The following is an 11966-nucleotide window of genomic DNA, read 5'->3' as shown; positions in this document are numbered from 1 at the left end:
GACAAATGACCCTCTTATACCGGTGCCACTAGTCGGTGGCGGTGCCACTTCGTGTGAGCGCGGGATGCATATCTCGACACCGGTGCCACTTCGCGTGAGCGCGGGATGCATGCCACGACACCAGTGCCACTTGTCAGTGGCGGTGCCATTTGCGGAAAGTAAGGGCCTCAGCCTCCACCCACTACCTTGCGCGCAGCTCTCCCGAGGCGGCGAGCCCGGCGGTGCGCATCAGCGACTCGAGCGGGCCGCGACCAACCGTGAGCGCCCACGCCGTGCATCCCACCAGGAACGCGAGCGTGACAATCAGCGCGGTCGGGTCGCCCTCAACCGGGCCGACCCAGTCGCTGAGGTTGGTGTTGCCGTACACCGCGACGTAGATGGCGACGTGCAGCGAGTACACCGTCAGCGGCATTGATCCGAGCGCCGCCAGCGGCAGGGTGACCCAACGCATCCGAGTGCTGCCGATGAGCAGGCACAAACCGGCCACGGCCAGACTCACCCCCACCCCGAGGAATATTTCGAGGCCGCCGCCGGTGTGCGGCTGACTGTTGGTGAGGCCCGTAAGCATGTCGGCAAGCGGCGTGAATTCGAAGTCGTCGTCGGGAAGATAGTCACCGTCCACCGACCACGAGCTGCTGCTGACCGAGTAGATGACTTCATCCGCCGGCTGTCCGGCACCGCCCGGAATAAGTGAGGCGAGTGCGAATCCGATGGTGGTGATGGCGATGCCTACGAGCACCGCGATGCTTGCCAGTTTGCGGCTGCGCAGGTCGAAGCGTCCGAGCGCCATCCCAAACAGCGCCATCGCCAGCCATGCGTGCAGCGGATAGTTGCCGTAGAAGACGAACGCGAGCGCTGAGGCGTAGGGGGCGCTCAATTGCAGCAACTGCACGAGCATCGGCGCGAACACCATGATTGCCGCACCCCAGATGATGAGGTAGCGGGGTCGCATCGAAATGAACGGCAGCATGGCGATGTAGAGCAGGCCGAAGATTGGCAGGATGATCGCGATCGGGGTGCCGAGCGATTCGAGGATGAGGCCGATCGCGAAGATTACTGCGCCTCGGCCAACGAAACGCAACCGAATTGTGGGGAGCTTCTCGGCGGCGGGGCGTGCAGTGCCGCCGGTCATGAGCGCGACAGACACGCCAGCGAGGAATGCGAAAAGCAACGAGGTGAACCCGTGGATGATGCCGGGCCAGGTTTCGGGTTTCGCGAGCTCGAGCGGTGGCACCAAGGCCATGTGGGCGAAGATCATGCCGATGATGGCGAGCGCGCGAGCGAGATCGAGCCCGGTGATGCGGGGTGGGTCGATCAGCGAACGAATTTTTTGCATGGCGTTTATCTTGCCTGAATGTGGCGAAAAATGTATGCGATTTACTGAGATCGGTTCGCAACTGCTGGGAACTTGTTGCGATCGATGATGGCGCTGCCCGTTAGGGTGAACCTATGACGAACGTTCTGCTGCTGGGTCACGGCACTATCGCCCACGATGTTATTCGCCTGCTGGCGCCCGAGATTTCTCGCGGCGAGGTGCACATTTGCGGCGCAGTGGTGCGTGATCCGAGCAAGCATGGCGATCCGGCGTATCGGCTGTATGTTGCCGAGAGGCTCGACGAGGCGCTGGCCGGGGCGGATGTTGTGGTGGAGTGCGCCGGGGTTGCCGCGGTACAGGCGCTGGGGCCGCGGGTGATCGCATCCGGGCACGATTTGATTCTCACCAGTGTTGGCGCGCTGGCGCACGAGGATGCGCGGCGCGACCTGTTCGGCGGCCCCGGCAAGCTTGTGGTGACCAATGGCGCTATTGGTGGTTTTGATGCGCTGGCTGCGGCGGCGCAGGCTGGCGGGGTTGATGAGGTGACACTGCGCACTTCGAAGCTGGCGCGGGCGCTCGTGCAGCCGTGGATGAGTGAGGCTGAGGCTGAACGGCTGGAGATGTTGACCGAGGCGGATGGGCCGCTGGAGCTGTTTGTGGGAACGCCGACCGAGGCGATTAAGAAGTTCCCGTCGAATGTGAATGTGTCGGTGGCGTTGGCGTGGGCGACGCAGGATTTGTTGCCGAAGGATGCGTCACTTGCCGATCGGGTTACGAACCTCGAGCGCGCGCTTGAGCGGGTGCGGGTGACGATTGTGGCGGATGCGGCGGCGACGCTGAGCGAGCATCTGATCCGCACTTCTGGTCGCGCCGGCACCTGCGAATTTCACTTTCTGAATGCGCCGTCACCCACCAATCCGCGCACCAGCGGCTTCACCGCGATGTCGGTGGCGCGCGATCTGCGGGAGTGGCTGCGGGGCTAGTGGCGCGGTTGCGCCCAGTGCTGCCCCCAAATAATTTTCGCGCGGTGCTCCCGCATTTTTGGGAACTCTGCGCCGCCCAGAATTTCAACGATACTTTTCCCGCACCGTTCCCCGAACTTCCAGGGCGCAGCGCTGATTGAGGTGAGCGCATCGTCGCTCAGTTCGCTGAGCGGGTCACCGGCGCACGAGGCTAGATAAGGCACATTGCTGCCGGGCACACCCCAGCCAAGGTGGAGTTTGGCGATGCCGGCGAAGCGCTGCGGGCCAAAGATTACGCAGTCGGGAGTCTCGGCTTCGCACAACGAAAGTGCGGTCTCGATGATTCTTGCGGGGGATGCCGTCACCGGTATGTTGATCACTTGCCCGGGCAGTTCTAATTCTTCGACGGCCCGGTTGAAACCATCAACGATCGACACCGCCCAATCTGAACGTAACGAGTCATCCGGAGCGATCATCGCGAATCGTTTCGCCCCCGACTTTGCGGCGGCCGTAACGATCTGCGAAACCATGGGTGCATAGTTCACCCAGATGGTTTGTGCGGGGGTCGACTCGATGAGGTCGGAGGCCTGGCGTCCAGCTGCAAGAATGGGCACGCCCGCGTCATGCAGGAATCGTGGTGCGTGAAGTTTGGGGGTCCAGTCGACGACAATTGCGCCGTCAACACGCACTGGCGTGGTTTTGCTCTTGCGGTCTGAGCTAACAAGCACCAGGTCGAAGTCGGCTTTCGAGATCGCGTGTTCGACTCCGAAGGTGAACTCCATGTAGAAGTTCAGCGAACGAACCGATTCGGGAAGGTGCAGGCTGACAGCCCCGTAGCGGCCGGTGCGCAGTGCCGCAGCGGCGCTATTGCCTCGATATCCCAACCGGTTGGCGGCGGTCACCACTTTTTCAATTGTGCGCTCTGACACCTGGGGCCGACGGCGATTGAGGGCGTTCGAAACGGTACCAACTGACAAGCCAACTTCTCGCGCAATATCGGCGATTGTCACCCGTTCATGTGCCATGTCGGGAATCTTATGCCCTCCGCAGCGGGGGTTGCGCAAGGGGCGCACGCATGCCAAACTTCAACCAATCTGAATCGATTCAGATTAGTTCTTGCACAAGGAGGTGCCAGATGTCCAAACTTCATCGCTCATCCCGAACTCGCCAGAAAATCATTGGCCTCATCGTCGCAATCGACGCGTTCCTGCTGCTGTTTCCGCCACTGCACTGGTGGTTGCTGGCTGGTTCGCCAACGACGGCGCTGCTGTATGTGATCGGCGTACCTGTGCTGCTCGCACTGTCGCTCCTCTTGCTCGACCGGATTACGCACCAGTCGACGCAGGTCGAGCCAGAGATTGGAGCTGAGGTATGAACACGTCAATGGTGGTCGGCTATGGCAGCGTGGTTGTGCTGCTCATCGCCATCGGAGTTGTTCTCGAACGGCGCTCCAAATCATCCAGCTCGATGTCTGACTATGCGACCGGTGGCCGCTCGTTTGGCCCCTGGTACTCTGCGATGGCGTTCGTGAACACCTGGCTGCCAGGCACCATTTTGATTAGCTTTGCCGGGCTCACCGCCGCAGCCGGAGTAATTGGGTTTTACATGGTGTTGTACTCGCTGTTCGGTGCGGTTCTCATGTATTTGCTCGCACGTCCGGTGAGTATTTGGGGCCACTCATTCGACCTTCGCACCCAGGCCGACCTCATGGGGCTTCGCTATAACTCGACCACGGTTCGGGTGACGGCCGCAGTGATTGGTTTCTTGGCATCGCTGCCCTGGGTCGTTCTCGGTATGCAATCACTGGCGCTGGTTTTCGAATATCTATCATTCGGCGCTGTCGCACCTATTGCTGCCCTCATTATCGGCACGGTTGTCATTGCGGTTCGTCAGATTTGGACGGTTCGTTACGGTGCACGCGGCGTCGTCATTGGCGATATGGTGCAGGGCATCGTTGCCTACCTCTTTGGTGGGCTCTTGCTGTTGGGGCTCACGGTCTGGATGCTGGCCACTGGCTTTAATCTCTCGGGCATCCCATCGACGTTCTTCGTTGTGCCCGGTCTCGGGTCGGATTTGGGCCCGCTATATTTCTTCTCACTGATACTTGCCGGTGCGCTGGGAGGCTGGTGCTGGCCAGATATCTTCGTGCGACTTTTCACTTCCAAGTCGGAGCGAACAATTCAGCGTGCGGCGCTGCGCGCAGCACCGATCTTGCTCGTGTTCAGCCTCACGTTGATGGTCTTTGCGTTGCTGGCGTCACAGTTCCCTGGCGTCGCAGAGAAACCCGACCACGTGTTCTTCATCGTCGCTTCAGCCGGTGGTGTGCTCACACTCACCTTGGCTGGGTTGGCGGTGATTAGCGCGACCTTCGGCAATGTCGGCGCGAACCTACAGGCTTTGGGCACCATCGCAGCAAACGACATTGCTCCAAGAACTGTGGAAGCGGGACGCCGCAGCCCACGGCTCGCGCAAACTATCGTGGCGGCGCTCACCATCTTGTGCGCTCTGGCAACGGTGCTGACCGTCAACATCACTGGCGGCTTGATAAGCCTCGCGATGATGTCATATGAGGGGATCGTGCAACTCGCACCGGCGCTATTCCTCGGTATTTTCTGGCGGCGCGGTACGGCGCTCGCAGCTACTGCCGGCATGATCGGTGGATTGCTCGCTGCCGTTGGTTTCTATCTGATCGATTCAACTTCGATCACCTGGCTTGGAGGGGTCGTACCGGGAGTGGCTGGCCTGATGGTGAACACGCTCATTTACGTCGTGCTGACCGTGCTCAAACCCAACTCTCGCACAGAGCAGCACCGCGTCGATCAACTATTCGAAAGCGTTCGACTGCGAACCGAAGCTATTGAACTACCCAAGGAAACTGAAGGAGCAACCTCGTGAAATCTGCAACTCGCCGTACTGGCTTTATGTGGGAAGAGCGATTCGCTTGGCATGACACCGGCACCGCGGCGGGAGTCTGGCCCTCGGGTGGCTTCATCCAGCCACACCAGGCGTTTGAAAGTGGTGAATCTAAGTCAAGATTTGCGGGCCTGGTCGAGGTGAGTGGGCTTGGCAAAGAGCTGGTTCGTGTCCCCGCCCGAGCCGCTAGTGATGAAGAGATACTTCGTGTTCACACGGCCGACTACTTGGCTCGTCTTGCTGAATTGAGCAGTGAGCGTGGCGGTGATGCCGGTGACGGAGCGACCCCGTTTGGGGCGACGTCGCTTGATATTGCCCGGCTAGCGGTTGGTGGCCTTATTCATTCGGCTGAGGCCGTGGTTAGGGGTGAGGTTGACAATGCTTACGCGTTGACGCGACCACCGGGGCACCATGCCGAACCAGACCTGGGCCGTGGCTACTGCCTTTTGTCGAACGTGGGGATTGCGATCGAGCATTTGCGGGCCACGACGGGAATTGAGCGGATAGCGATTGTTGATTACGACGTTCACCATGGGAACGGTGCTCAGCGAATCTTTTGGGATGACCCGAATGTGCTGCATATTTCACTGCACCAGCACCGGTTATTCCCGCTAGAAAGCGGTGAGCTCAGCGAGATTGGTGGCGAGTCGGCGGAAGGGTACAACATCAATGTCCCGCTGCCCTCGGGCACCGGTAACGGCGGGTACATTCACGCGCTACAGCAGGTGGCGACTCCCGCGATCCGGCGATTTAAACCCGAGATCATTTTTGTTTCGAACGGTTTCGACCCGAGCGCATTGGATCCGCTGGGATGCATGACGGTGACCTCGGATGGGTTCAGGATGTTTGCGCACGAGATTCTTGGGGTTGCAGATGAGGTTTGTGGCGGACGAGCAGTTTTTGCGCATGAGGGTGGCTACTCACCAGTGCACGTGCCGTTCTGCGGAGTGGCGGTGCTCGAGGAGCTCAGCGGCGCCCGCACTGATGTGGTCGACCCGTTCGGGGTGAATTTCGATAACTCACCAGCGCACGAACTCTTGCCTCATCAGGCGCAGGTGGTCGAGGCGGCTGCGGCGGTGGTGCAGCTCATCAAATGAGTTAGCTGGGGTGCTCTGAGCTTAGGTGCCGGAATGTACACGCGGCCGGGTTCAGAGCACTCCGCTTTCCGCAAGCGCACACGCAGCGCAGCCTCTGCACGAGAGCGCCCTTGGATGAGGCGGTGGCAACGGCGAGCGAGTTCTTGAGGTCGAGTTAGAGAACTAAGGCAGGCAGCTCGAGCTGCCGGTAACGCTGAGTGAGCATCTGATCCGCAGTTCGGGGCGCGCGGGCACTTGCAAGTTTCATTTTTGAATGCTCCGTCGCCCACTAACCCGCGCACCAGCGGCTTCACCGCGATATCGGTGGCGCGTGATTTGCGGGAGTGGTTGCGGGGTTAGTGGCGCGGTTGCGCAAGAATGTCGGAGGCTCATGCGACAGTTGCCTTATTCCTTTGAGAAAGGATTCCGATGGCAACTCCCTTTGATACGCTCTCTGCCGCTGCGAAATCACTGTGGGCGAAGTCGGGCGATGAAACTGGTTGGCTGACGCTCCCGCAACATATGCGCGACTCGGCAGATGTTGCCGCTTTGCTCTGGGATGAGTGGGCCTCCCTACAGGTTCGAGCTGCGTGTAGTTGTGCGCTCAGCCTCGAACCTCCAGCGGCCCGTGCGCTGTTTCGATGGCTTGCCTGTGTGCATGACATCGGCAAGGCGAGTCGCCATTTCGCTGGCCAGCTCGATCAACGTGGCGAGCAGTTCTCAGTTTTCAGCTCACGTATTCGAGATGCGGGGCTTCCGATGCGGATGCCGGCGATGGAGGCCCAGGAGAAAATCTGGCATCCAACGGCCGGTCGGGCAATCACGATTAGGTGGCTTACTGAGAAACAAGGTATGACGCGATTTTCAGCCGTGTCGCTGGCGAGCGTCATTGACGCACACCACGGACTGCCTTCTTTCACAACTGAGTTTCGTCACGCTGACGCCTGCATCAATGGCGAATACGAGGAGCCGTGGCGCGAGGTCTGGGACGAGTTGCTGAAGGCTGCCCTCGAGTATTGCGAGGCAGCAACGCCAATCTCGAGGCTGACCGACGATCGATTCTGGCAACTGCCGGTTACCGGGCAGATGCTGCTTACCGGCTTGGTCATTATGACCGACTGGATCGCTTCGAACAGCGATGCCTTTCCTATGAGCCCCTCAGGAGATCAGCTTCGGCGAGTAATTGAAGGCTACGCCGCAATCGACCTCCCCAACGCATGGCACCCGGCACCAATTGATGACATCGCCAAGCTCATGCGTCAGCGGTTTAGCTGGCCAGATTCTGCGTCGCCCCGTCCCGTACAAGTAGCCGCCAGTGAGCTCGCAGGTACCGCGCCAATGCTCATGATTATTGAGGCTCCCACCGGCGAGGGGAAGACTGAAGCTGCCCTGGTGGCAGCAGAACGACTCGCAGCCCTGTCGGGCGCCGGAGGTGTCTTTTTCGGCGCGCCAACAATGTCGACGAGCGATGCATTATTCCGTCGTATTGAGTCGTGGGCTCGACACGCCACTCCGTCTGGAGAAGTCAACTCACTCTTCCTGGGTCATTCAAAGGCCTCGCTAAACGCCGATTACCAGCGACTACGTTTTGATGACATCGGTCTCGACTGCGGTCACGATGACTATGGGGATGTCGTGGCAACCCAGTGGCTTTCGGGCCGCAAAACGGGGATGCTCGCGAATATGGTCGTCGGCACAGTAGACCAACTACTGATCATGTCACTCCAGTCGCGGCACGCCATGCTGCGTCATCTCGCGCTTGCTGGAAAAGTCGTTGTCATCGACGAGGTTCACGCCTATGACACCTACATGAGCGGTTACCTCCACGAATCGCTTCGTTGGCTAGCAGCCTACGGTGCCTCCGTGATCTTGCTGTCGGCAACTTTGCCGGTGACTTCAAAACGCAAGTTGCTCGAGGCTTACCAAGGTGGATTGCCCCTTCAGCCTGATGGTCGAGAGATTGAGTTCCCGGGCCAGTTGAGCACCGCCTACCCGCTCATTACGACGCTCGATGGCGCCAATGGGCTGACTGAAACAGAGGTTGCGTCACGGCCGCCCGATGCGCACGTGGCCGTAGAGATTCTCGAGGACACGGTTGACGCCCTCGTGGATTGTCTCTCCACAGAAACGAGTGAAGGTGGCTGCGTCCTCGTTCTCTGCAACTCAGTTGTTCGAGCGCAGCAAGTTCTTAACGCTCTCCCCGCCGACTTGGCTGCTGACGCAGAGCTGTTGCATGCGCGGTTCATCGCTTCAGACCGCGCTTCTCGCGAGCAGCAGCTCGTAGCGAAACTCGGACCAGATGCCAGGCGCGGTCAGGAGCGCCCCTCGCGACGGATCGTGATTGCGACACAGGTTGCCGAGCAGTCACTCGATATTGATGTCGACTTGCTCATTACCGACATCGCTCCGGTAGACCTCTTGATTCAGCGCATGGGACGTCTACATCGACACGCCCGGCCGGAATCCGACCGACCTGAACGCCTGCGTCAGCCCAGGATGCTCGTTCGCAGTGTACTCGACAATTCGCCCACGGCCGTACGGTTTGACCAACATTCCGAGTTGGTTTACGAGCCAAAAACACTGATCGCCTCGCTGCATGAGCTCAACACACACGCGATCCCGCATGGAATCACTCGACCTAACGATGTCGCAGGTTTCGTGCAGCGTGCATATGGCGACGAACAGTCCCTGCCCGCGGGTTGGCAGAAGCGCTGGCAGGAAGCGTGCGCGACATGGGAGAGCAACCAGCAGCGCGCAGAACAGCGTTCTAAGACATTCCGGTTTCGCGCGCCTAACGATTCGACCAGCATCCTCGAGCTATTCGACGCCCAACGAACAGACGTTTCGAAGAATACCGCTGCGGAGGAACAGGGCTTTGCGCAGGTGCGCGACTCAGAACCCAGCCTGGAAGTAGTGCTGGTAGTCGGAGACGCGGACGGGTATTCGCCGTTGCCATGGGTGGTTGATGACGTCGGTGTGATCCCTAACGATGCCGAGGTTGACCGGGTAACCGCACATGCGCTCGCTCGCTCCACTGTTCGACTACCTCGACGGTTCGGTACGTATCACTTCGAACAGGCGTTGACCGAGCTAGAGTCGTCAACCCCTGCCGCATGGCAACGTGACCCACTGCTGAGAGGCATGCTTGCACTCCGTCTCAATAGCAATCTGTGCGGCAGCATCTGTGGAATCGAACTGCAATATAGCCGAGAACTCGGGCTCAGCGAGGTGTCTAAATGAATCACTCCTTAAACTGGAACCGCCTCGCACCTGGCGGGGATGAGCCCTTATTTTTTCAGGGGCCAGCATTGGCCCCGCGTAAGCGGGGATGGCAACCCGCTTCAGCATGCCTCACATTTGCTTTGAACTTATTGTTTCATGTAGCCTGATGAACGCCGATGCGGAGGAGTACGAATGTCCGACCCAACCTTCCACCTTCTTGATGACCCCTGGCTTGAGTGCGAGATGCTTGACGGCACTGTTCGCACACTGTCGCTCCAGGAGATTGCTTCACAGCTAGGCAGCATTCGCGACCTACGGGGCGACTGGAAGCCGCAGCAATACGCGCTCCATCGCGTACTACTCGCCATGTTTTGGCGAGCCCACCGCGACGACCAGCCGTTGCAGAACCAACGAGACGCGTCGCGGTTTGACAGGTGGTGGGTCACTACCCGCGAGTTGTTTCAGCAGGACCCTGCGGACACCCCCCTCAGGGACTACCTCGAGCAGCACCGCGATCGATTTGCGTTGTTCGGCCCTACCCCTTTTATGCAGGTAGCGAATCTCGAAACCAGTAAGGGCATCTATAGCGAAGTACGTCGCCTTGTCCCCGAAGTTAAATCCGACTTCTTCACAACAGCTGCTGGTGAAGGCGCAACTCGGATTAGCTTCGCCGAGGCTTCACGTTGGGTGGTTTCACTTCAGGCCTTCGACTACAGCGGAATTAAGTCCGGAGCTTTGGGAGATCCGCGCGTCAAGGGTGGGAGAGGCTACCCGATCGGTACCGGCTGGTCAGGTATGACCGGCGGCGTCCTAATCAAGGGCTCAAACCTCGCAGAAACGTTACTACTCAACACCGATCCACGAACAGTTTTCGCGCCAGACACGGCAGACGATCTACCAGCGTGGGAACGCGAACCTGGTTCTGCTGCCGAGCGGCCGCTCCCCCATCCAACCGGCCCTTGTGATCTGTTGACCTGGCAGTCGCGGCGTATTCGACTCTTCACCGAAGGTGACATGGTCACTGGGGTATTGGTATCGAATGGCGACCAGATCCCTGACGCGGGTGCCAATATCCTCTCCGACCCAATGACTCCCTACCGCTTCTCAAGTAACAAGTCGAAAGCGGGCAAACCGGTGTTTTATCCACGGCCGCATGATGCAGAGCGCACCATCTGGCGAGGGTTGACGCCGCTTCTCGCTCGCGAAGGCTTTGTCTTCGAGCTCAAAAAGAACGAACTGCCGCCAAAAGCACCGAAGACAATCGAGTACCTCGGCCAGCTGAACGACTCGGGGCAGCTAGATCACGACCTGCGCGTCGGCATCGAACTCATCAGCGTTGAGTACGGGCCGCAAAGCTCCTCAATCGTCGACACCGTATACGCCCAGCTCGAGCTACCACCTAATAGTTTTTCGCAACAAGACCTGCGGGTCGGCAACGCCATCATCGCGGCAAGCAAAGCCACGCAGGAAGCTGCGCTCGCACTCGGTCGGTTTAGCGGCGAACTCGACGTCGCAGCCGGCGGCGAATATGCGTTTGACGCCGCAAATACAGGTAGTTTGCTCGACTCATTGAGCCCAGCGTTTCGCGAGTGGCTCACCACACTCGATAGTGGACGAACTGACCAAGCGCTCACCGGCTGGTTCGCCCATGTCCGACGAACCGTGCGTGCGTACGCGGATGCACTCCTCACCGGCGCCGGAGCTCGCGCCCTCGTCGGCAGAGAAAAGGATGAGCGCTTCGTGTCCGCCGGTACTGCTCATCAGCGTCTACTTCGAAACCTCAGCTCTATCCTTCCCATCCCAGAACCGCAGGAACAGGCAGCATCATGAACACCGTTGGACCAACCGAAACGCAACGCAAGACCATCTCTGGCGTAGTCGGTGGCGCACTCAGCCGCCTCCAGCACGACTACCTGAGCAGTGACAATCACGCTTCTCAGGCTCGGGCCCGCGGCGTCCTGGCGACACTTCGCCGCGGCGCAGGCACCGCACCCGAACAGGATCTCGTGACCTGGCAGCAAACGCTTGAACTCGTTGTGCCCGACCTGCCTGAACAGTTCCAGGGCAAGGGCAACGACCCCTCTCCCTCTGAGCGCGCAGTCTACGACGCGCTAACGCTTTACGCATTGCACATGCAGTCACAGCAAAAACCAATGCATGACCGCAGTCGATCATTCGCGCGAGCCGCTGGCATCCTGGTCGCTAAACGTGACTCTGAATCGATCAAGCCGCGGTTTGATGCCCTGCTCATGGTGAAAAACCCCAATACTCGACGCCACCACGCTCGAGGTTTGATCACGCTCATGCGCAGCGAGTCAATCGGATTTGACTACGGACGTTTTGCAGAAGACCTCTACCGGCTGGACAGTCCACGCCGCAATTCAGTGCTGCTGGCGTGGGGCCGAGATTTCGCAAACGGACGCTTCCGCCAAGACCAGACCACTGTTAACGATTCCGCTCAAACCACTAACTAGCACC

At 59.6% G+C, this 11966-nt stretch carries 9 protein-coding genes; 7 read left to right on the top strand and 2 right to left on the bottom strand.

The window, feature by feature from the left end:
• Positions 1-181 precede the first annotated feature (181 nt).
• Positions 182-1336, bottom strand: coding sequence for a heparan-alpha-glucosaminide N-acetyltransferase domain-containing protein (locus RQ865_RS02135; RefSeq protein ID WP_311477106.1), 1155 nt, complete (start codon positions 1334-1336; stop codon positions 182-184).
• A gap of 113 nt (positions 1337-1449) precedes the next feature.
• Between RQ865_RS02135 and RQ865_RS02130 the strand changes: the two genes are divergently transcribed.
• Entirely contained in the window at positions 1450-2298 is an 849-nt protein-coding gene (locus tag RQ865_RS02130; protein WP_311477105.1) for an aspartate dehydrogenase domain-containing protein, read from the top strand.
• Here RQ865_RS02130 and RQ865_RS02125 read toward each other — a convergent pair.
• The gene (locus RQ865_RS02125; protein WP_311477103.1) at positions 2295-3302 is read right to left on the bottom strand and encodes a LacI family DNA-binding transcriptional regulator; all 1008 of its coding nucleotides are present in this window, start codon (positions 3300-3302) and stop codon (positions 2295-2297) included. The genes RQ865_RS02130 and RQ865_RS02125 overlap by 4 nt on opposite strands.
• A 110-nt stretch (positions 3303-3412) precedes the next feature.
• On the opposite strand from RQ865_RS02125, the gene RQ865_RS02120 reads away from it, so the two are divergent.
• The 6 genes from RQ865_RS02120 to casB all read left to right on the top strand — a co-directional run bounded on the left by RQ865_RS02120 (position 3413) and on the right by casB (position 11962).
• Complete coding sequence (locus RQ865_RS02120; protein ID WP_311477101.1) at positions 3413-3652, top strand: hypothetical protein; 240 nt, start codon at positions 3413-3415, stop codon at positions 3650-3652.
• Positions 3649-5172, top strand: a complete 1524-nt coding sequence (locus RQ865_RS02115) for a sodium:solute symporter family transporter (RefSeq protein WP_311477099.1) — start codon at positions 3649-3651, stop codon at positions 5170-5172. Before RQ865_RS02120 ends, RQ865_RS02115 begins: the two co-directional genes overlap by 4 nt.
• A complete protein-coding gene (locus tag RQ865_RS02110; protein WP_311477097.1) occupies positions 5169-6287 on the top strand; it encodes a class II histone deacetylase in 1119 nt (372 codons plus the stop codon). The genes RQ865_RS02115 and RQ865_RS02110 overlap by 4 nt, the downstream gene beginning before the upstream one ends.
• Positions 6288-6695: 408 nt before the next feature.
• Positions 6696-9506, top strand: coding sequence for a CRISPR-associated helicase Cas3' (gene cas3, locus RQ865_RS02105; protein WP_311477095.1), 2811 nt, complete (start codon positions 6696-6698; stop codon positions 9504-9506).
• Between the two features lie 174 nt (positions 9507-9680).
• Positions 9681-11318, top strand: coding sequence for a type I-E CRISPR-associated protein Cse1/CasA (gene casA, locus RQ865_RS02100; RefSeq protein ID WP_311477094.1), 1638 nt, complete (start codon positions 9681-9683; stop codon positions 11316-11318).
• Positions 11315-11962 carry a type I-E CRISPR-associated protein Cse2/CasB gene (gene casB / locus RQ865_RS02095; protein ID WP_311477091.1) on the top strand — a complete coding sequence of 216 codons (648 nt, stop codon included), beginning with the start codon at positions 11315-11317 and terminating at the stop codon, positions 11960-11962. Before casA ends, casB begins: the two co-directional genes overlap by 4 nt.
• The last annotated feature ends 4 nt before the right edge of the window (positions 11963-11966 follow it).

This window comes from uncultured Gulosibacter sp., from assembly GCF_963509965.1.
Classification (GTDB): Bacteria; Actinomycetota; Actinomycetes; order Actinomycetales; family Microbacteriaceae; genus Gulosibacter.
The sequence above is the reverse complement of the archived record's forward strand: the minus strand, read 5'-3'. Positions and strand labels throughout refer to the sequence as shown.